This window comes from Ignavibacteriales bacterium (assembly GCA_016709155.1).
In the GTDB taxonomy this organism is placed as follows: domain Bacteria; phylum Bacteroidota; class Ignavibacteria; order Ignavibacteriales; family Ignavibacteriaceae; genus JADJEI01.
Genome location: JADJEI010000013.1, coordinates 100471 through 123010, shown reverse-complemented (window position 1 = coordinate 123010; position 22540 = coordinate 100471). Strand labels below are relative to the sequence as shown.

The 22540-nt window shown below is 35.9% G+C and carries 16 protein-coding genes and 4 pseudogenes; 11 read left to right on the top strand and 9 right to left on the bottom strand.

Annotation, left to right across the window (positions count from 1 at the left end; all coding sequences use genetic code 11):
* Positions 1–98 precede the first annotated feature (98 nt).
* The 4 genes from IPH11_13645 to IPH11_13630 all read right to left on the bottom strand — a co-directional run bounded on the left by IPH11_13645 (position 99) and on the right by IPH11_13630 (position 5340).
* Positions 99–263, bottom strand: coding sequence for a hypothetical protein (locus IPH11_13645; protein MBK6914628.1), 165 nt, complete (start codon positions 261–263; stop codon positions 99–101).
* Between the two features lie 711 nt (positions 264–974).
* Entirely contained in the window at positions 975–3518 is a 2544-nt protein-coding gene (locus IPH11_13640) for a T9SS type A sorting domain-containing protein (protein ID MBK6914627.1), read from the bottom strand.
* 125 nt (positions 3519–3643) lie between these two features.
* Positions 3644–5005, bottom strand: coding sequence for a T9SS type A sorting domain-containing protein (locus IPH11_13635; GenBank protein ID MBK6914626.1), 1362 nt, complete (start codon positions 5003–5005; stop codon positions 3644–3646).
* A gap of 56 nt (positions 5006–5061) precedes the next feature.
* Positions 5062–5340: a T9SS type A sorting domain-containing protein gene (locus IPH11_13630; protein MBK6914625.1), complete on the bottom strand. Its 279-nt coding sequence runs from the start codon at positions 5338–5340 to the stop codon at positions 5062–5064.
* 159 nt (positions 5341–5499) lie between these two features.
* On the opposite strand from IPH11_13630, the pseudogene IPH11_13625 reads away from it, so the two are divergent.
* A pseudogene (locus IPH11_13625) lies at positions 5500–8267 on the top strand (class I SAM-dependent DNA methyltransferase).
* A gap of 59 nt (positions 8268–8326) precedes the next feature.
* On the opposite strand, the gene IPH11_13620 reads toward IPH11_13625, so the two are convergent.
* Positions 8327–8626: a hypothetical protein gene (locus tag IPH11_13620; GenBank protein ID MBK6914624.1), complete on the bottom strand. Its 300-nt coding sequence runs from the start codon at positions 8624–8626 to the stop codon at positions 8327–8329.
* An 837-nt stretch (positions 8627–9463) separates the two neighbouring features.
* A complete protein-coding gene (locus IPH11_13615; GenBank protein MBK6914623.1) occupies positions 9464–11014 on the bottom strand; it encodes a T9SS type A sorting domain-containing protein in 1551 nt (516 codons plus the stop codon).
* A gap of 265 nt (positions 11015–11279) precedes the next feature.
* Between IPH11_13615 and pta the strand changes: the two are divergent.
* Positions 11280–12258: pseudogene (gene pta, locus IPH11_13610) on the top strand (phosphate acetyltransferase).
* A 38-nt stretch (positions 12259–12296) separates the two neighbouring features.
* On the opposite strand, the gene IPH11_13605 reads toward pta, so the two are convergent.
* Positions 12297–14012, bottom strand: coding sequence for an AMP-binding protein (locus IPH11_13605; GenBank protein ID MBK6914622.1), 1716 nt, complete (start codon positions 14010–14012; stop codon positions 12297–12299).
* A gap of 28 nt (positions 14013–14040) precedes the next feature.
* Positions 14041–14634 (bottom strand): DUF3365 domain-containing protein, encoded by a 594-nt coding sequence (locus tag IPH11_13600; protein MBK6914621.1) that lies wholly within the window; start codon positions 14632–14634, stop codon positions 14041–14043.
* Positions 14635–14851: 217 nt separating this feature from the next.
* On the opposite strand from IPH11_13600, the gene IPH11_13595 reads away from it, so the two are divergent.
* The 7 genes and pseudogenes from IPH11_13595 to IPH11_13565 all read left to right on the top strand — a co-directional run bounded on the left by IPH11_13595 (position 14852) and on the right by IPH11_13565 (position 20227).
* Positions 14852–16105, top strand: coding sequence for a hypothetical protein (locus IPH11_13595; GenBank protein MBK6914620.1), 1254 nt, complete (start codon positions 14852–14854; stop codon positions 16103–16105).
* Between the two features lie 183 nt (positions 16106–16288).
* Positions 16289–16690, top strand: coding sequence for a peptide-methionine (R)-S-oxide reductase MsrB (msrB, locus tag IPH11_13590; GenBank protein MBK6914619.1), 402 nt, complete (start codon positions 16289–16291; stop codon positions 16688–16690).
* A gap of 111 nt (positions 16691–16801) precedes the next feature.
* Positions 16802–17533, top strand: a complete 732-nt coding sequence (locus IPH11_13585; GenBank protein ID MBK6914618.1) for an ABC transporter ATP-binding protein — start codon at positions 16802–16804, stop codon at positions 17531–17533.
* Positions 17534–17643: 110 nt separating this feature from the next.
* Positions 17644–17982 carry a hypothetical protein gene (locus tag IPH11_13580; protein ID MBK6914617.1) on the top strand — a complete coding sequence of 113 codons (339 nt, stop codon included), beginning with the start codon at positions 17644–17646 and terminating at the stop codon, positions 17980–17982.
* Positions 17983–18119: 137 nt separating this feature from the next.
* Positions 18120–18561: pseudogene (locus IPH11_13575) on the top strand (DUF2721 domain-containing protein).
* Between the two features lie 243 nt (positions 18562–18804).
* Positions 18805–19920, top strand: a complete 1116-nt coding sequence (locus IPH11_13570) for a hypothetical protein (GenBank protein ID MBK6914616.1) — start codon at positions 18805–18807, stop codon at positions 19918–19920.
* Positions 19898–20227, top strand: a pseudogene (locus tag IPH11_13565) (hypothetical protein). The gene IPH11_13570 and the pseudogene IPH11_13565 overlap by 23 nt, the downstream one beginning before the upstream one ends.
* Before the next feature lie 757 nt (positions 20228–20984).
* Here IPH11_13565 and IPH11_13560 read toward each other — a convergent pair.
* Complete coding sequence (locus IPH11_13560) at positions 20985–21143, bottom strand: hypothetical protein (protein ID MBK6914615.1); 159 nt, start codon at positions 21141–21143, stop codon at positions 20985–20987.
* Positions 21144–21393: 250 nt separating this feature from the next.
* Here IPH11_13560 and IPH11_13555 point away from each other — a divergent pair, with 250 nt between their 5' ends.
* Together IPH11_13555 and IPH11_13550 are read left to right on the top strand one after the other, a co-directional pair.
* Positions 21394–21876: a hypothetical protein gene (locus IPH11_13555; GenBank protein MBK6914614.1), complete on the top strand. Its 483-nt coding sequence runs from the start codon at positions 21394–21396 to the stop codon at positions 21874–21876.
* 315 nt (positions 21877–22191) lie between these two features.
* Complete coding sequence (locus IPH11_13550; protein MBK6914613.1) at positions 22192–22536, top strand: hypothetical protein; 345 nt, start codon at positions 22192–22194, stop codon at positions 22534–22536.
* Positions 22537–22540 lie beyond the last annotated feature (4 nt).

Genomic DNA, 22540 nt, shown 5'->3' with positions numbered 1-22540 from the left:
AATCAAGACTAAGCGGGACTATTATTAAATTCTAAAATTAAGATCTCACTGTTGAGATGCACCTATAAAAACACAACTCATTTACAATGGTCAATAAGCTACTTATTAACGATGGCAGCTTCTGACGATGAAATTTGATCTTGTCCATTCACATGATTATTCTGTTCTTGCTTCTCAACTTTGTTTGATGAAGTATCTAAAAACCCGATAACAATGGCAAGAAAAAGAAATATCACCGTAATAAGAATTGCTTCACTGTTCATAATACTACTCCTTTAATTTTTATGAGTCATTTCTGGCTCCCCTTCCAGGATTAGTAATTAATTGTTCAATATATAAATGCTTGATTGTTAACGATTATGAAAATCCAGAAAAACTTGTTAATCAATGTATTGCGTACAGCAATCCGGATTTCCCAAAAATCGGGTCTTAAAAAATAATTTTGATTTTGAAATAGTTTAATTTTACAGAACAACAAATCGAATCTAAGGTAGTCTATTGATTCAGTTTGTCTCTACAATTCAATTAAGCACAAGTGAAACTACAAATATTTTTCTCCAATGTCCAATATTTTTTTATTAAATCTGCAAAAAAAATATTTATCTCATAATAAAACTGTAACTAAACTTGTGACTCAATTTGTATTACCAACTTTAACAAAAACTTCAAATAACATTCATAATTGATGATTTACGTACCAGTATTACAAAATAAATGCCGTGTTTATAAAATTTTATTTCGTCCCGATGAATCGGGATCGGAATCTAATGCTTCAATTCTGTTTTTATATTTAGGAGGCTGTCTTAAAAGTCTCATTTTGTCAGCCTGAGCTTGTCGAAGACTGACATTATTTAATGAATTCACACTTCGACTGGCTTAGTGTGACAGTAAAAATTACTTTTGACACAGCCTCGACAAAAACTGACTTTTGAGACAGCGGCATTTCCATAAACGAAATCACATTACAATAAAAATTATCGCAGTAATACCATTTTTTTAGTATCTATAAAACTCCCGCTTATTATTTGGTAGTAATACACCCCGCTGGAAAGTTTATCAGCATTAAACTCAACTTCGTATGTTCCGGGCTGCTGTTGTTCATTTACGAGTGTTGCGATTTCATTTCCCAAAACATCGTAAACTTTCAATGTTACATAAACGTCACCCTTCGACAAGCTCAGGGTGACAGAGGGGATGGTGTATTTTATTTTTGTTGTTGGATTAAATGGATTGGGATAATTCTGCTCTAATGCAAATGCATCTGGTTTAATAAATGAAACTTCTACTGTTTTGGAGTATTCAAACTTTCCATCATTATCAATTTGCTTTAGTCTATACGAATAACTTCCGGCAGAAACATTATTATCAACAAAAGAATAACTTTTGGGTGAATTAGAATTTCCATTACCATTTACAAATCCAATCTTTTCCCACATACCTTCAACTTCCCCTCTTGAGAGGGGATTGAGGGGTGTGTTTCGTTCTATTTCAAAGCCATAATTATTCACTTCAGTTGCCGTCTGCCAGTTAAGTCTTATTGAGTTCCCAATAACCGAAGCAGTAAATGATGTTAACTCGACTGGTAATGGATTTTCATTTTCCACCCACACCGCATAACTGCGTGCAGGAAGTTTAATATTCACTCTTCCGCCAGAAACCGTTAAAGTTGACAGCATTGCATTACCAATTTGATCGCCTAAAAATGCACCTTCAGATAAGCCGCCTGGATTTACACCGACCCACATGTCGAGTGGATCGCCGGCATAATTAATCCCAACAATTACATCTTTGCCGGAAGGAGTACTCATCAACTGGTAAACAAGTGTTGTAGTTAAAGTTCCAGAAAAGTAAAAAGGGTCGTATGTCGTTCCTACTTTTGTCAGGTAATCTCTGGCTGAAGATCCATAAATATAATTTTTATGAACGTTTATCAGCGCATCAATTTCCTGTTTCAATCCGCCATTTGTAAAGCCGGGGACTTCAAAATAATCAGGATAAAAAACACACGGCAAACCAACCTGATTGTTTGTCAGTAAATATGCATAAGCAAGAATAGGATCATTATTAATTTTTTGAGTGCTGTCTCTAAAATCATGATTGTTTGCAAAAGTAATTACATTCGAGCCGTTGACTCCTTGTGCATCAACTACACTTGCAGTAAAAATATTTCTTACGTCATTCCCATAAGAATCAGAGGCATTTTTCAAAGCGTCACGAAGAGAAAAATCAAACACTCGTGGAGTGATTGATAATTTAGTCGAGTTATCCATATAGGTATAAACTTGATCAAGCCAGTACTTTAACGAGCCAGTATTAGCATCATAAAATTCACCTACAACTAATCCGGGGTCAATTCCGTTTGAATGAAGATTGTCCAAAAGATCGCCAACAAATTCAGGCGGAAAATGTTTTACAGCATCCATTCTTAAACCGCGTAAGCCGACATCATTCCATAACCACTTTGTCCAATCAATTAAAGCAGTTTTAGTCGCCGGCACATTTTGATCGTAATCATAAAAGAACCAGAGCCAGTCCCAATCGCCGTCAAGTTTAGTTGTGTTTGTAGAGTTTGGTTTGAAGTTTTCATAATTCATCGCCCCAGAGCTGCTTGGCATGGTTGTAAAATCAGTGTAGGTTTGATAGATCAATTCGCTTACAATATCTGCACTTCTTGTTCCTGACCACAGACCGTAAATACGCATATCCGAGTAATCACTGCTTGCTTTACTGAAATAAATAAAAATAGTATCACCGGCAGAATTAAAATCTCCGGCTGTTAGAGAAAGATGAAATTCATCAGTACGACATCCGGAATAATCCTCATTGATTGCATCCATATTTCGTCCAAGTTCTATTTCATTATTTGTTTGATCAGGATCGCAATCTGATCCGCCATTTGGTTCTAACTCACTTTGGTTTGATAAATCCTGCCAGCCTTTAAGATTTGTTTGCATATAAATGCGATAGTTAAAATTATCAAACCTGCTGTGCGCTGATGCTGAACTAACTTTAAAGTAGTAATCCCCCGCCCCATTACCTGTTGAGCCTCCAATTGGAAGGATAACTCTGAATCTATCAAAGGGAAATGGATTGTAGCCGTTGTCTGCTTTCGGCCAGTCAAAAGAGGTGATGTAAGATTTTAATGGTGGATTATCTTCAGCGCTTCCACCGTCTCGATGATTATAAACAACATCTGCAACTGCTTTCAATCCAACTAAATTGAATTGAGTGATTAATTCATCAACATCGGTGCGGGTTCCAAAGCCGGTTGCCCCCTGCCCGTACTCGCCTAAATCATAAAGGTCTTTTGGATCATAACCATTGCTGCTGTTACCGAAGCTTGCCCGTGAAAGTGGAGGAAGCCAAATATAAGTAAAGCCTGCGTTTTTCAAATCGGATGCTTTATTTGTAAGCGTATCAGCCCATAAAAATCCACTTGTAGTTTTTGGATAATCCCAATACCATCCTTGAATTAAAAAATCCTGCGCAAAAATAGAGGTCGCAAATGTGCTAAGCAATAGGATAAGTAAAAGTGCTGATATTTTTTTAAATGAATTTAAAAGCATGGGGAGGATTAAAAAAATGTGAATTAAATACACTGCCTTCGAAATTTCTGATTAGCAACCCCGAAGGCAGCATTAAGTTATTTTACCAATGTCATTTTGCGTGTTTTGACTAAACCGTTTGCTTCTAATTTATAAATATAAAGCCCGCTGTTTAAATCGCTTGCGTTGAAGTTTAATGTGTGCACACCGGATTCTTTATACTCATTTATTAACGTTTTGATTTTCTGACCGAGCAGATTAAACAAAGTTAGCTTTACATTACCTGCTTGAGGCAGAGTGAATTGAATTGTAGTTGTCGGATTAAATGGATTAGGATAATTCTGCGCCAAGCTAAACTCCGAAGGTTTCATAAATGAAACTCCAATAACTTTGGAATATTCAAACTGTCCATCATTATCAATTTGCTTTAGTCTGTATGAATAACTGCCAGCAGAAACATTATCATCAACAAAAGAATAACCTTTGGGTGAATTAGAATTTCCATTGCCATTTACAAAACCAATTTTTTCCCACATATCTTCAACTTCCCCTCTGGAGAGGGGATTGAGGGGTGTGTTCCGTTCAATGTCAAAGCCATAATTATTCACTTCAGTTGCAGTTTGCCAGTTAAGTTTTACAGAAGAACCAATAGTAGTTGCTGAGAAGGAGGTTAGTTCGACGGGGAGAGGGGTATTAGTTGTTCCATTCGGATTAATTCCTGATGTAGTTTGAAATCCACCAAAATAGCTCCCAAAATTTTTGTTAGCACCATTTCCATTTTGTGTTTCGTTACCAAATGGAACGCTGGCAAAGATACCTGTAGAGTAGCTGATATATGCTAGAAAGTAAATTTCATTTGGTTTTGATCCATTTCCAATCTCAGTCCAAGGAATACTAACTTCTCTTATTGTTCTTGTTTCACCGTTATTAAAATCTTGAATGTTATTAGTAATGGTTGTCCAGCCTGAACCATCCCAGCGATCCGATTGTTTATAAGATCGTTCAATTCTTGCAGAATAATTTGCTGAAAATGGCAATGTAGCTGTAACACCTTGATAGAGATTACCAGTTGTAGAACCTGTACCATTGGCAGGTGTTAAATTTGCATCGGTGTCAATAAATATTGTTAAAGCATCTTGGTTTCCAAAAGTACTTCCAAATGTCCTCTCTGCTGCAAGATAAAAATTAGAATTATCCCAGGTAAAGTACCAATTAACATTCTGTGAGCCTGGCGCAGTATATTGCTCTGCACCATTGTTCCAATCAGTTAGAATGGCATCAAGCGTTATAGTGTGATATGTTTGAGCAAAATTAATTGTAGCAAAAACAATAATTGTTAATAATATTCTTTTCATTTTCTCACCTGATAATATAATTTCATTTTCTTTTAATATTAAAGTAACAATTACATTAAAGAATATCAATTGATGTAATAAAAAAATGCCCGGCTGCCCGGGCATTTTTTAAACCAAAAACTTCAAGTTTGCTATGCAGAAACCTCGAAGGTTACAAAATATTATTTCAGCAAAGTCATCTTACGACTTATCGATTTACCACCCGCCTGCAGACTATAATAATAAACTCCGCTGCTGAGTTTGCCTGCATCAAATTCGACTTCATAGGTTCCTGCCGCTTTGTATTCATCTACAAGTGTGGCTACTTCATTTCCAAGTACATCATAAACTTTTAAAGATTGCCAACTGCCTACTGGAGACTGCCAACTAATTTTTGTACTTGGATTAAATGGATTTGTATAATCCCTGCTTAACCCAAACCCATTTGGCTGATTGAAAATTACTTTTACTGTTTTGGAATACTTGAGTAGGGGGAGTTTTGTGTTAAGACTGTGAGGGGCACAATAGTATAAATCATTAAAGCTATACTAAATAAAAATTAACCAGTAGAATCTTCATTAAATTATATTAGTAGTGTTAATTATATAATTCATTTTTATATGCCTTTAAGTTGGAATGAAATAAAAACCCGTGCTGTTAAGTTCTCTAAAGAATGGCAGGATGCATCTAATGAAGAAGCTGATGCTAAGCCTTTTCTTATTGAGTTCTTTAATGTCTTTGGTATTTCCAGTCGAAAAGTCTCCACCTTTGAACACAGAGTAAAAAAAACTTGATGATACGGATGGTTACATAGATTTACTGTGGAAAGGGACCATCTTAGTAGAAATGAAAAGTCGTGGAAAAAACCTCGACAAAGCCTATAAGCAAGCCAAAGATTATATAGACGGACTTAAAGAATACGAAATACCCAAATACATCCTCATATCCGATTTTGAAAACTTTAGACTTTATGATCTTGAAGAAGAAACTGAAACTGATTTTACACTTAGCCAACTTGTAAAAAATGTTCAGCATTTTGGTTACTTAATAGGTCTTCAAAAGAAAGTTTACAAAGAACAAGATCCGGCAAATATTAAAGCTGCCGAACTTATGGGCAAGTTGCACGATCAGCTTAAAGCTATTGGTTATGATGGTCATCCTTTAGAGGTTTATTTAGTTAGACTTTTATTCTGTCTGTTTGCAGATGACACTACCATCTTTAATAAACAGCAATTTCAGGATTTTATCGAGCAGCGGACTGGTGTAGATGGCTCCGATCTTGCACCAAAACTTCAGGAATTATTTCAGGTATTAAATACATCTAAAGAGGATCGTTTCAAAAATCTGGATGAGCAGCTTGCTGAGTTTCCTTATGTAAACGGTAAATTATTTGAAGAAGCATTGCCAACTGCAAGTTTTGATTCTAAAATGCGCCAGGCTTTGCTGGAATGCTGTCAACTTGATTGGAGTAAAATCTCACCTGCTATTTTTGGCTCTATGTTCCAGAGCGTAATGAATCCAACCGAAAGAAGAAATCTCGGTGCTCATTATACCTCTGAAAAAAATATTCTTAAGGTAATAAAACCTTTATTTCTTGATGAACTTTGGAATGAGTTTGAGAATGCCAAGGGAAGTAAAAACAAACTTGAAGCATTTCACTCAAAAATTTCTAAATTAAAATTTCTTGACCCGGCTTGCGGCTGCGGCAATTTCCTCGTTATCACTTACAGGGAATTGCGATTACTTGAACTTGAAATAATAAAGACCACTCTCTTCACACTTTATAAATACAATAAAGAAGCTCTCGATGAAGCTCAGATAAATATTAACCAGATGGTTAAAATTGAAGTTGACCAGTTTTATGGTATTGAGCTTGAAGAATTTCCAGCACGTATTGCTGAAGTCGCAATGTGGTTGATCGACCATCAGATGAATATGAAGGTATCTGATGAATTTGGTAAATATTATATTCGCTTGCCTTTAAGAAAAGCAGCTAATATCCATAAGATTAATGCACTCCGTTGTGAATGGGATTCTCTTACCAATGGAAATAGGTTTTCATATATTTTTGGTAATCCACCATTCATTGGCAAGAAAGAACAAAATCCAACGCAAAAAAAAATATGGATGATATTTTTGTCGGTGTAAAAGGTGCAGGGGTTCTCGATTACGTTACCTGCTGGTATATCAAAGCAGCTCAATACATACAAAACACAAATATTAAAGTTGCTTTTGTTTCTACCAATTCTGTTTCGCAAGGTGAGCAGGTTGGTATTTTATGGAATGAACTTTTTAACAGATACCAAATAAAAATACACTTTGCTCACAGAACATTTAAATGGTCTAACGAAGCAAGAGGTAAGGCCGCAGTACACGTTGTCATAATTGGCTTTGCTAATTATGATACTAATGAAAAATATTTATTTGAATATGAAGATATTAAAGGCGAGCCACACGAAATAAAAGTAAAAAATATTAACCCTTTTTTAGTGGAAGGTAAAGACAACACATTAGTGAATAGAAAAACACCAATTTGTAAGCTTCCTGAAATGAATTATGGCAGTATGCCAATAGATGAAGGACATTTGATATTAACGGATGAGGAAAAAGAAGAAGCAATTAAAAATGAACCATTCATAAATGTGGCAATAAGGCGATACACAGGTGGTGATGAATTTATAAATAATAAAAAAAGATGGTGTTTATGGTTACAAAACATTGATCCAGTTTTGTTGAAAAAATCAAATTTTATCATTGATCGTGTTGAAAAAACAAAAAGGTTTAGATTAAGTAGTAAGAGGACGGCAACAAATAAATTGGCAGATCAGCCAATGCTTTTTGGGGAGATACGTCAACCCACAACCAATTATATTATAATTCCAAAAGTCTCTTCAGAAAGTAGAAAATATATACCTATTGGTATTTTAGACCCTTCTTTTGTATCGAGCGGTAGTGCTTTAATAATTCAAATGCTGATTTCTTTATTTTTGGATTAATGACTTCTCTAATGCATATGAGTTGGATGAGATCAACTTGTGGGAGGATGAAAAGTGATTTCCAATATTCGGCAAGTATTGTATATAACAACTTTCCTTGTCCTAATAATCCAACAGACAAACAAATAAAACTTGTAGAAGAAAAAGCACAAAAAGTTTTAGATACAAGAAAAGATTTTCCTAACAGCAGTCTTGCAGATTTATACGATCCGCTTACAATGCCGCCATCATTAGTAAAAGCACACCAGGAATTAGACAAAGCAGTAGATTTATGTTATCGCCCTCAACCATTCCCAAACGAAACTAAGCGAATAGAATATTTATTTGAACTTTACGAGAAGTACACAACACCTTTATTGGCAACCCCAAAAAACAAAAGAGCTGCCCGATAAAATGACAACTCTTTTTTTGTAAATATAAAACCGAACATAGCACCAATTTTATTTTTATTTCACTCCACCGTGGTGGATGTAATTGCATAAGCATAAACATGGGTCATTCTGGCGTCATCACTGCCGCTGCCCCCTTCGGTTTGTAAATTTTCCACTAAATATTTTTGAACACTTTTTGCAGCTTCATTACTCCCGGCATTTACATGAGCCCAGGTTCCGTCTTCTGAAACTTTATGTTCCGTAAATAGCCGCTCTTTTGGTTCTGAAGCAATACCAACATACCAGGAAGAATATGGCAGTCCCGAACGATTAATTTGTTGGGTTATCTTTTCTATAATCTCCTCAACACTTCTGATCATTGTATTGGTTCCTTTATTTTAAGTGTGAAATAATTTAATCTCATCTCTTATTAATAATTTTAACGATTAGTAATACTTGCTGAAACACTCTCAATTTTTATAATACAATTATCGCAATTATACTTGGCTGTTTTACCAGCTTGTGTTATGGATTGTTACTGTAATAATTTAAGCTTGTTGAACATACTAACTTCCAAATTCAAATTCAATAACACATCAACAGAAAATAACAATATTTTTTTACTCAGCCACTGATTGCGTTTGTTAATAAAAGTCTCCGCCCAGCTATATTAAAGCCCTTCTGATAAAAACTCCATTTTAAGTAAAATTTACTTCCATTCTTTCTTATCCGCAATCATTTCCTCTAAAAATCACCCCAAACCTCGAAAATCGTTAAAATTCGCACATAAGATGACATCTTATGTACCCAAGATGGCATCTTGGACACCCAAGATCACATCTCGGACACCCAAGATCACGGTCTTGGACACCCAAGATCCCACATCTTGGACACCCAAGATCATATCTTGGACCCCCAAGATCATATCTTGGACACCCAAGATCACATCTCGGACACCCAAGATTACATCTTGGACACCCAAGATTACATCTTGGACACCCAAGATCATATCCCGGACATCCAAGATAGAATCTTGTGTACATTTTTTACAATCTTATCCAAGTAAAATTAGATCATCTAAACATGATTCTTTTTTATTGGTCTCGAATTCAATGTTTTATCAATTACAGAGTGATGGGTTAATGAAATATCAGATAAAAAAAAAGTCCCGCTAACAAAGCGGGACTTTTTATAAACAGAATTATTTGGGAAATAAATTATTTCAGCAAAGTCATCTTTCTTACCTGCGTAAAAGATCCTGCTTCAATTTTGTAAATGTACATTCCGCTGTTTAATTCTTTTGCATCAAAATTTATTTTATGTGTGCCTGCATCTTTAATTCCATTTACGAGAGTTCTAACTTCCTGTCCGAGTAAGTTGTAAACTTTCAAACTGACTTTTGAAGCTTGAGGAATTGTGAACTCAATCGTTGTAGTTGGATTAAATGGGTTGGGATAGTTCTGAACAAGCTCATATTTGTTGGGTTCAACAACTTCAACCTCAACAGTTTTAGAATATTCATAAGCGCCGTTGAAGTCCAACTGTTTTAATCTGTAGCTGTAATTTCCAGAATTGATATTGTTATCTGTGAACGAGTAATATTGTTTTTCGGTGGTAGTACCACTTCCTTCAACAAATCCAACTCTTATCCAGCTTTGGTTTGAAGATTTTCGTTCAATCTCAAAGCCGCTGTTGTTAGTTTCGGTTGCAGTCTGCCAGTTAAGAACTACTGCCCCATCCTTAACATTTGCTGTGAAGGAAGTTAGTTCAACCGGTACAATACCAGCCCACGTATTACCGATTCTGATTCCATCAACGACAATATTTTGGGAAGAGCTGTATTGTCTTAAGTTAATTGATCCAGGATTGATATCTGCACTTGTAGTTGTATTTAAAATAGGACCAACTGTTGGAGTAACAGGCTCCGTTCCGGGGAATGGATCAGTTTCGTCAAAAACGTAAAGACTGGCTATATCATTCTGTGTTCCATCAACAACTTCATACTTAACAACACAAAGATATGTAGTGCCGGTAATGTATTCGTGCGGCGTAAAAAGTGTATCAGAGCTTGCATAGCTCAAACCGATTCCATAATTAGAGCCAGTTCCTGTAATCCACAGTCTTGCTCTAAAATCAAATGTGTTGTGCGGGTTTGGTGCAAGATGAATAAAGTAACCGGTAGCAATAGCATCAACTTTCACCATTAAAGAATAATAAACTGTCCCGCTTGTAACTTCATCGAAAAGTCTGTGGGTGTCTTCGCTTGTGTTGTCAAGTAAAGCAGAGTTACCAATCCCTGAAGAAGGATAATTTGTAAAAGTTAAACCCGACACATCAACTGTTTGAGGATTTGTGCCGCCTGAACTATGAGCCGTCCATCCATGAAAAGTTAAATTATCTCCTGCGGGAAAATCAAAATCTTCAACAAAGGGGAAGGGAACCGAAGTAGAAAATGAAGCTATCATAAGTGTGGGATGAATCATGCACAAATATTCATACACGCCGGCAACAGTAATTACATAACTGTAAGTATCTCCGGCACCTGCAAAAGTGTAATCCCAGCTTGATGCTCCAAAAGGAACTGAAGTTGAAGTGGTTGTGTGAAAGCCATTTATAAGAGTCCACGTAACGGTGTCGCCAACTGCTGCATCAAAAGAGGATGGTGAGAAGAAAAAATTATCTACCGATACATTTATTACTGTAGCGGTTGATGTTGTAACCATGAGAAGAGAAACCAAAAGTGTGAAAAGTAAAAAAAACTTTTTCATAAAGTCTCCATTGTTTATTTATGAATTGATAGAATTCTTATTCATAAATTAAAAATTATTTTAATCTAAATCACTAAATAAATATTAATTTTTTGTTAAGCTAAATAAATGGATTTTGATGATTTACAGTCAAATAAAATTATTTAATAGAGTCTTCTGATGGCAATGCCATTAGAAATCTGAGAATAAAGTTAAATCCCGAAGGCAATGCTATACAATTTTTGTAATTTTACTTATCAAATTTTTAATAAACAGGAGAGTTATAATGGATATTTTACTTTTAGAAAATATTAAATCAAAAGCCTCACAAAAAAAAGCACAGTTAGTTCTTCCCGAATCCCACGACGGTCGTGTGTTAAAAGCTGCTGAAATTCTTCAGAGAAATGGAATTGCTTCCGTAACTACTTTAGGAAATGAAGAAACAATTTTATCAAGCGCAAAAAAAAGCCGGGGTAAATTTACAAGGTGTTAAAATTATTGATCACCTTAAATCACCGGACTTTGAAAAATATGCTCAGGAATTTGTTGAGATTAGAAAACACAAAGGCATGACGATTGATCAAGCACGTGAAGCAATGAAAAGAGATTTGTTCTTTGCTGCAATGATGGTTCGCAGCGGCGTCGTTTCGTCAAGTGTAGGCGGTTCGACGGCGTCAACTGCGGATGTTATGAAGGCGGGTATTCAATGTGTTGGAATGCCGAAGGGAATTTCAATTGTCTCAAGTTTCTTTTTAATGATTTTCCCGGAAAAAGTTTACAGCTTTGCTGATTGCGCCGTGGTGCCAAATCCCGACAGCGAGCAGCTTGCTGATATTGCAATTTCCACTGCCGATAATCATAAAAAACTTACTGGCGAAGAACCTTTTATTGCAATGCTTTCTTTTTCAACAAAGGGGAGTGCAAAGCATGAACTTGCAGATAAAGTTATCAGTGCAACAGAATCAGTCCGCAGGAAAAGACCTGACTTAAATGTTGACGGCGAACTTCAGTTTGATGCGGCGATAATTGAATCCATTGGAAGGAAGAAGGCACCGGGCAGTAATGTTGCCGGTAAAGCTAATGTTTTGGTTTTTCCGGATTTGAATGCCGGGAATATTGGATACAAAATTGCACAGCGTCTTGGAAAGGCAGAAGCAGTCGGTCCAATGGTGCAGGGATTGAATAAACCATTCTTCGATTTAAGCCGTGGATGCAGTGTGGATGATATTGTGAATACAGCGGCTATTTCGATTTTGATGGCATAGGAATATTTTGGCGGGAGGGGCAATCCCCTCCCCTATATTTAAATTGTTTCGCCTTTTGTTACAAGGTAGCGTTTAATTTTTTGTGTGGTGGTTTTTTCAAATTCTCTTTCGCGAATGTAAAATTTTCTAATCCGCTTGTATGAGGCAAGCTGTTCGTTTGCTTCCTTAATAACTTCGGAGATTTTTGAGCGGATGAATTCATCGGTTATTTGAATATTATTTTTCTCAGCATATTCAATAAATGCTTCAGCATCAGTAAAAATTTGTGCAGCAATAATTTCATCATGCTTTTCGTCCTTTTCACCAAAAATTAATGACTCTTGAATGAAAGTGCTTCTATTCAATATATCTTCTATTTCTTCCGGGAAAACATTTTTACCGTTATTTGCAATGATCACATTTTTCTTTCTTCCGCTGATGTGTAAAAATCCATCCTTGTCAAAGTAGCCGAGGTCACCTGTTTTAAGCCAATCATTCTCGAATGCCTCAGCAGTCAGTTTTTCATTTTTAAAATAACCGGGCATAACGTTTGGACCCTTTGCATATACCTCACCAATGCCGTCGGAATCAGGCAGATTGATTTTTAATTCAACTCCCGGAAGAGGAATTCCTGCGGCATCATTTTTAAAATTATTTATCTGGTTTAAAGCAAGTATCGGGGAAGTTTCAGTTAATCCATAACCCTGTATAAAATTGAATCCAAATTCCTGCAGTCCTTTTGCAACTTTGGGATCTGGCGCCGCCCCCCCTGCAATAAATAATCGAACAGCTCCGCCAAATTTTTGGTGCAGTTCTTTAAAAACAATTTTCTTAAAATCTTTCCAGCCAACTTTTGCAGCAAAATCCGAAATCTTTATCAGCGGAGGAACAATCTTCGATTTTATTTTATCTTCTTGAATTGATTTATAAATCTTTTTAAACATTTTGTCGTACAACAAAGGTACTCCGAGAAGAATAGTTGCTTTAACATTTTGAAGATCATCAACAATTGTTTTTAAACTGCGAGCATAGTGCACCGAACAACCACTGTAAACAGGACACAAAAGCCCGCATGTACATTCGTAAGTGTGGTGAATCGGAAGCACTGAAAGAAACTTATCCTCCGGTTTCATTTCAACTAAACTGCACATCGCCATTAAATTAGATGAGAGATTTTTCTGAGTAAGCATCACTCCTTTCGCTCTGCCCAAAGATCCGGAAGTAAAAATAATTTGAGCAAGTTCTGAAGGATTTATTTTCGGAAGTTCACTTATAGAGATTAATGGAGTGTTATTAATTAATTCTGTCATTGAATAGAAATCATTTTTTGCACTTAACAAATCCATGCTGATAAAATGTTTCAACTTTAGCAGAGTATCTTTCTTTTCACGGAAAAAATTTTCAAACGTGTTAGAGAAAATTATCGCTTCTGATTCAGACTCATAAATAATATTTAAAATTTCATTTGAAGGAAGATTTTTATCAATCGGAACGATAACCATATTAAAAGCCATTGCTGTCAGATAAGTCAGCGCCCATTGGATTCTGTTTTCAGATATTACAGCAATATGGGATCTCTCGTTTATTCCCAGCGAATTCAAGCTTCTGCCAAATTTTAATACATTGGTCAAAAGTTGAGCATAGGTTAATTTCGGAATTAAGGTGGGGCTAAGATCTTCGAGAGCAATTTTATCTCCATACTTTGAAGCTGATTTGATAATCATGTCCTGCACCGATGAGATTTGCGGTACGGGATAATTTTTTGAGTAAGCCATTTTCCCCTCGGCTAATTATTTTAATAAATTATTCTAATTTTTTTTGAATAGATACAGCACCTCTTAATTCACCGATTTTATAATCAATTGCTTTGTCATTAGGATAATTTTTATGCAGCAATGCTTTAACTTCCGGTGAAAACAATTTTGAATCTCCGTGACAATTCAAGCAGACATCACTTACAAATATTGGTTTAAGGTAACGGACAAATTCTCCATTATTTTCAGTAACAATTTTCACATACTCGCTGCCTTCTTTCAATATTCCTTTTTCATTCATTTCTTCAAAATATTTCAATCCCTGAAATTCGAATGGATCGGGATAATCATTTTCATTTCTGTTTTTGAACGAAACTCTTTTTACATTAATTCCTTTTATAGAAGCAAAATCAGCGGTTAGCATTTGCGCAGTGTCTGAACAAACTGTCAGCGCCGCAGATACTCCGCCGCTTTGCATTTGTTTTACTAAAACAGTTTTAATTGTCTTAGTAAATTCATCAGCGATAATTCTTAATTCCTGAACTTGATCTTCGGTAATTTCGCCATCGCTGCTCTGACTGCAATTCCAAAATATTGCAGGTGCGAAAAGAAATAAGAACAACAATAGGGATCTGACTTTCATCTAAATTTCCCTCCGGAAATATTTGATTTTTTATTAAACGATTTATTTAGCTTTACAAACTTAAAATATTTATTCTTAGAATGTATTACCGTTACAAAAGAATTCGAGCACTATAAATAATACAATATTTCAAATTTTTCATTTTTCGGAATTAGTTTTTTTTTTGAAACCAAAACAAATATTTTTTTTCTGGCTTCCACTTGCTTCGACGTGGTTAATGATGTCTATCGAAGGACCGTTTTTATCAGCATTAATAGCTCGCTTGCCCGAACCCAAATTCAATCTTGCTGCTTACGGTGTTGCTTTTTCTTTTGCTTTGATTATTGAATCGCCGGTCATAATGATGATGAGCGCTTCAACTGCATTGGTCAAAGATAATTTTTCTTTTTTGAAATTAAAGAAGTTTAATTACGCACTAAGCCTGACTTTAACTTTAGCAATGGTGCTTTTCAATATTCCACAAATTTTTTATTTCATTGCTGAAACCTTAATTAAGCTCCCCCCGGAAGTATCGGACTTAACACACAAAGCTACTTTAATTTTGCTGCCGTGGCCCGGGGCAATAGGATACAGAAGATTTTATCAGGGGATATTAATCAGAAACAATCAAACAAAGCTTGTTGCACTTGGAACGATTGTTAGATTAATAACAATGTCGATAACAGCGGCGCTTTTATATTTTTTTACGAATGTTGATGGAGTTGTAGTTGGAGCTTCTTCACTTTCGGTCGCAGTGATATGTGAAGCGCTTGCAAGCCGGATCATGGTTTCACCCATCCTTAAAAAGGTTGAAACAGAAATGATAGCGGAAAAATTAAGCTACAATGAGATTATAAAGTTTTATTTACCGCTGGCATTAACTTCTCTTTTAACTCTTGGAGTCCAACCGTTCGTAGCTTTTTTTATTGGAAGCAGTCCGATGGCAATTGAGTCCTTAGCGGTAATGCCTGTAGTCACCTCTTTCGTGTTTATCTTTCGCGGACTCGGACTGTCTTATCAAGAAGTTGTAATTGCATTGATTAATAATCAAAAAGAAAATTATATTTCACTAAAGAAATTTGCTTTCCAATTAGCAGCGGTGCTTGCAGGGGTATTAATCTTTATTGCATTTACTCCTCTTGCCGACATTTGGCTGAGAAATATTTCCGGATTAGAAAAATCTCTTGCTGATTTTTCACGACTGCCTTTGATGATAATGGCAATCTTTCCGGCGTTCACAGTTTGGATAAGTTTTCAGCGCGCAGTTATCGTATTCGGAAAACAAACTTCTTCTATTACCATTGGAACTGCTATTGAATTCGTAGTTATAATTTCAGTTTTAATGTTAATGATAAATTATTTTTCCGCTGTCGGGGCAGTCGCAGCAACTACTGCATTTGTGCTTGGACGTCTAAGTGCTGATGTGTTTTTAACAATTCCATTTAAGAAAATAATTAAAAATAATTTTCCAAATTCAACTGACATTAAATAAAAGGATTTTATTATGAGTAAAAATAAATTGATGATAATATTGTTTGCGACTGCTGCTGTGATAGTCGGAGGATTTATAATTTCAAACAGCAAAGAATCATTAACTGCGGATAGACGAATCACTGCTGAGCAGGATTCAATAAAAAAAGTGAGTTCAATTCAAAACAAAAATGAAGGAACAACTATGAAAAATAAAATTATTAAAAGTGATGGAGAATGGAAGAAAGAATTAACACCCGAAGAATACAATGTGCTTAGAGAGAAAGGAACCGAGCGTGCATTCACAGGCGAGTTTTATGAAAATCATGAAGATGGAACTTATCTGTGCGCTGCATGTGGCAATGAACTTTTTTCTTCTGAGACAAAATATGAATCCGGTTCAGGCTGGCCAAGCTACTGGGCACCTCTTTCAATGGATAATGTTGAAATTGAAACTGACAAAAGTCATGGAATGATTCGTACCGAAGTAAAATGCTCACGATGCGGCTCTCATTTAGGACATGTTTTTGATGATGGACCTGATCCAACGGGAAAAAGATATTGCATAAATTCCATCTCACTCGATTTTAAGAAAAAAGATAAGTGATAAATAGAGTCTTCCGAAATATTCGGTTAGTCCCGGCTGTGTAAAGATGAATTCAATTCAAATGGGGCATCGGTTTTTTATTTATTTTGACCATAATAATTTTTTCATTTTATGATTGAAATAAAAAACCTTCACAAACGGTTCGGACAAAATAAAGTTTTAAACGGAGTAGATTTAGATATCTTGCCTGGCGAAACAATTGTAATCATTGGCAAAAGCGGATGCGGAAAAAGTGTCTTGATTAAACACATTGTTGGCTTGCTCCAGCCCGATGACGGTTATGTAAAAGTTGAAGGGGAAATTATAAATGACCTCGATCAGAAAAGGCTTTATGAGATTAGGAAAAAATTTGGTTTTCTTTTTCAGGGGGCAGCGCTTTTTGATTCAATGACTATTGAAGAAAATGTCGGGCTGCCGTTAGTCGAGTCGAAGAATGGTTTTACTAAATCTGAAATTCTAAAAGCTGTCCGAGAAAAACTTGAGTTAGTCGGGCTAACGAATGTGGAAAAATTAAAACCGGCAGAACTTTCAGGCGGAATGAAAAAAAGGGTGGGGCTTGCACGCGCACTTATCACAAATCCCGATTACATTCTTTACGATGAACCAACAACGGGACTCGACCCAATTATGTCTGATTCGATTGATGCACTTATAAAAGAATTAAGCGGGAAAATAAAAGTGACCTCGGTAGTTGTTACTCACGATATGTACAGCGTAAAAAATATTGCCGATAAAGTTGCAATGCTGCACGATGGTAAAATTTATTTTACAGGATCAACTGATGAATTATTAAAATCAAGCGACCAAGTGATATTAGATTTTATTAAGAGAAGTGAAATATAAATCCGGAAATTTTTCTGTATTAACTTTTCATTTCATAACTTTTTGGTAATAGTTATTTTTAATTAATGTGTGAAAATTATTTAATGGCTCTGCTCTAACTTTTTAAGCGAATGAAAAAATTAATAATTATAAGCGATAGGGAATACAATAATTTGACCTGCAGGTTTGCCCGAAAGTTTTTTGAATTGGAGGGTGTTTACTTGCAGAACGGAAATGTCGCTGTTGACTTTATAGAAAAAACTAATCCTGATTTTGTTTTTGTTGATTTTGTAAAACGGATCGCGGATGAAAATCTTCTTGAAATTTTAAATAATTTTGAATCGAATCATCGCTTCAGAGTTCATTTATTTTATCTTTCATTATTTAAGTCTATTCTTTTCAAATTAATACCCTTCCAAATTGTTGATGTAGTAATTGAAAATTTTATCAGTCGTCAAACGGCAAAATAATTCTTCCACTTGCATCTGTCTTAATCTACTTTCGTAAATCATTGATCTAAAATCAAAGCATTCATTATCTTTGAATCAAATAAAAAATAATTATTAAAATGAACATTTCAATTTCGGTAGTGGAAGTTATTCAATCAATGCTTGCCCCAGGAATAATGATATCTGCTTGCGGCTTGCTTTTGCTTGGCATGAATAATAAATACTCACTCGTTGTAAACAGAATTCGCCTGCTTAACGAAGAACGCAGGCGCACCATCCATAAATATAGTGACGAAACTCTTGCTTACCTGGAAAAACATTAGACTCGAAAGTATTTCTAAACAAATCACAAGTTTGGTTTACAGAGTTAAACTTGTTCGCAATGCAGTATTAAGCTATACAATTGCTGTTGCTCTTTTTGTACTTACATCGCTTTTCATCGGGCTTGCATTTTTGTTCAACTCTCCGGGGCTAAATTACTTTGTTACAATTTTTTTCCTGATTGGTATGTTATCAGTATTGGTCGGGATTATATTTGCCGCTTATGAGACAATTAAAGGATATGAAATCGTAAACTTTGAAGTCTCTATTGACGAATAAGAATTGCTGTCTTTTTACTTTCCATTTTATAATGACGGAAAACAGTTCTAAGTTTGGTTAACATTTTTAATAATTAAATAATGATACGCAAACGAGAAAATGTGAATATCTGACATCTTCATTTTCAAAATGAATTCCGTAAAAAATTATTTTTTCTTTTTGATATTCAATCTCTGAATTCATTTAAAAGATGTCCTCTTTCTATTTTGCGCAGGATGACTAATTAAATTTCGGGAGAATAATATGAAAAAATTCTTACTTTTGTTTCTTCTCATTTCAGTTGCTGTCCAAACAAATATTTTATCTCAAATACAAACAAACAGCGGCTCTCAATATTGCTATCAAAATAAAATTCATTCACAAAATGGAGCGCAGCCGGGAAATATTGAAGCAAATATTATTCATTCGTACAATGCAATTAATTACGAGTTAAACCTTGATATCTATAATAATTTTTTAAGCCCTTATCCTAAATCTTTTAAAGGGTACGAAATCTTAACTTTTGAAGTTGACTCAACACTCAACTCAATCAAATTGAATGCGGTTAATACTTCATTGCAAATTGATTCAGTTGACATGGCAGGGGTTTCTTTCACTCACGTAAATAACATTTTAACAATCACGCTTGACCGGACTTACAATGTTAGCGAAACAGCAGATGTGAAAATTTATTATCAGCACAAGAATGTAGCCGATAACGTGGTCTATGTCAGCAGTGGATTTTTCTTCACCGACTGCGAACCCGAAGGCGCGCGCAAGTGGTTTCCATGCTGGGATAAACCTTCCGACAAAGCTACGCTTGATTTAACTGTTAGAGTTCCTGCAACTGTAAAACTTGGTTCAAATGGCAGGCTTGAAGATTCAATCAAAACTGCCGATACAATTTATTACAACTGGGTAAGCAGAGATAACATCGCAACTTATTTATTTGTCATTAGTGGAAAAGTAAATTATAATTTAGATATAGTTTACTGGCATAAATTATCTAACCCGAACGACAGCATTCCACTAAGGTTTTACTGGAACCAGGGCGAAAACCATAGCTCTGTACTACAGATGGAGCAAGTCACACTTGAAATGACTGATCATTACTCAACATTATTTGGCGAACATCCTTTTGAAAAAAACGGCTTCGCAACTCTGAACAGTTCATTCCCATGGGGAGGGATGGAAAACCAAACTCTAACGAGTCTTTGCCCGGGCTGCTGGAGTGAAGGATTGATCTCTCACGAGTATGCGCATCAGTGGTTTGGCGATATGATCACCTGTGCAACTTGGGCAGATATCTGGTTGAACGAAGGCTTTGCCACTTATTCTGAAGCACTTTGGATAGAACATACTTCCGGTTACTCTTCATAAAAATACTATAAACGGCGATGCTGACTACTACTTATCTGCTAATCCCGGATGGGCAATCTCGGAACCTGATTGGGCAATAAATACCCCATCCAATGATATACTTTTTAATTATGCCATAACTTATGTTAAAGGTGCTTGCGTTCTTCATCAGTTAAGATACGTTATGGGTGATGACAAATTCTTCGAAGGAATTATGAATTATGCAACTGACCCAAATTTAAAATATCACAGTGCCGTCACTTCTGATCTTCGGGAAAATATGAGCGCTGCTTATGGTGAAGACTTAAGCTGGTTTTTTGATGAGTGGATTTTTGAACCGAATCATCCTATCTACGCAAATGGATATTGGATACAATCAACCGGTGCAAATGCATGGGAGGTGGGATTTCAAGCGAAGCAAACCCAATCAAATACTGTATTTCACAAAATGCCCATTGAAATTAAAATTCATTTTTCCACTGGAATTGACACACTTATAAGAGTAATGAATGATGTGAATGAACAGGTTTATATTTTTAATTTCAATCGCCTGCCGCTAACAGTTACATTCGATCCTGATCGTGAAATAGTTTTAAAACAAGCCACGCTTAGTGTTATTCCACCTATCCCCGTCGAATTAACATCCTTCACCGCAACTGTAACGCGAAACTCTGTTTCGCTAAACTGGCAGACTGCTACGGAGACAAATAACAGTGGGTTTGAGGTAGAGAGAAAACAAGTTGGCAGTTCTCAGTCTTCAGTCAGCAATCTGGAATGGAATCAAATTGCTTTCATTCCCGGATTTGGTACTACTACTGAACCTAAGAGTTATTCTTTCACTGATGAAAATCTTTTTTCTGGTAAATATCAATACAGATTAAAGCAAAATGACTTTGATGGAACATTTGAATACTCAAACACAGTTGAAGTTGAAATAACTTCACCAACAGAATTTTCACTTGAGCAGAATTACCCAAATCCATTTAACCCAACAACAAAAATAAAATATACAATTCCTTCAACTCCCCTCCTTTGGAGAGGGTTGGGGTGAGGCTTATTGTGTATGACATACTGGCAACGAAGTCTCAACACTTGTAAACGAACCACAGCAGCCCGGCACTTACGAAGTTGAGTTTAACGTAGGACAGGCTATCAGCCTGTCCAGCGGATGTACTACTATCAACTACGGTCAGGCAGTTTTGTAGAAACGAAGAAGATGATTTTACTCCGCTGATTTGATACATAAAGATGACATCCCGATAAGAAGGATGTCATCTTTTTATTTTCACTCATTCAGGTCATTGACTTTCTCTTTTTCTATTTGTAATATGCTTCTGGAAATTTTATCAGCGGAGGTAAATAACTTATTTGATATTGTTTAATTAATATTTCAGGAGGTTCTGATGAAAAATCATTCTTGTTCGATCGGTTCTATTATTTGCGGCAGTTTATTGTTTTATAGCTGCTAATTATAATAACACTAATTCCAATTTATTGGGAGATAACAACAGCGTACCCCCCAATGTTGCTAAGTATGTAACACCTCACGGCACAGGCGATCATTCAGGCAGCGGTTGGAGTAATGCTTACTCCTTTAAAGATATGAAGGGCAAATTAGCTTCAAATACTTCTTACTTTCTTGTGGACTCTGCCTTTCTGGTAGATTCTATTATCGTTAAAGACTTAGTAAATATTTCCTTCATTGGCAAAAGTAAATCCAAAACGATACTTGAAGGTATTTCTTCCGCTGATAGGGAAGATACACTGAGCTGGAGTCTAAAGTGTTTCGATTTAGACAATGTGGACTTTGCAGTTATCAAAGATTTACAGATCAGACGTTTCCGATGGTTTGGGATTAAGGGTTTCTTTCCTAAGCAGTTTTCTTGGTATAATCTTTATGTAGATAGCTGTGGCTGGGCAGCTTGGGGTGTTCCTATTGGACCGCCACTTCAAGAAATTAAATCCCCGGCGGAGTAAAGCTATTTGGAGATAACGGAACATTCAGGCAATCAACTATAAAAATAGCGGCTGGGACGGAATGCAGGTGGCAGGTTATGATGTTTTAGTGGACTCAACAACTATTGATTCTGCAGGAGTAGATGAACCTGGGGCAACATATCAGGGAGATGGGATACATATATCCCAACCCGGATATTTCTTATAAATGTAAATGGACAAACAATACACAAAGCTGGCAGGCTGACAGTCAATGAGTGTTACATAAACACTGCTCATCCTAAAAAATCAGGAATAGAAGCAGGCTACAAAGACCCGCAAACTGAAAAACCATTATTGAGAGCATATAACAGTTACATAGCCGGAAGTAAAGCAATAGATGTTACACAAGATGCGAATCCATTAAACGGAGCATTTTATAGTTACTTTGAGAATTGCCGGTTGGAATCATTCAGAGCCGATCGCCCAACATTTAGAATAGAGAATGCAGATGCAATGCCATTTAGTTGGATAAAGAATAATACTTTTTACAGCCCTGCAGATTATAGTCCTCCCGATATATTCTGTCCTGTAGCCGAATATGACACAGACAGCACAGCTGTTTTATACATCAACAATAGATGGATTAAAGGTGGGGATTTATTTGATTTTTGTGCTACACATAATTTAACCACACCATAAATGG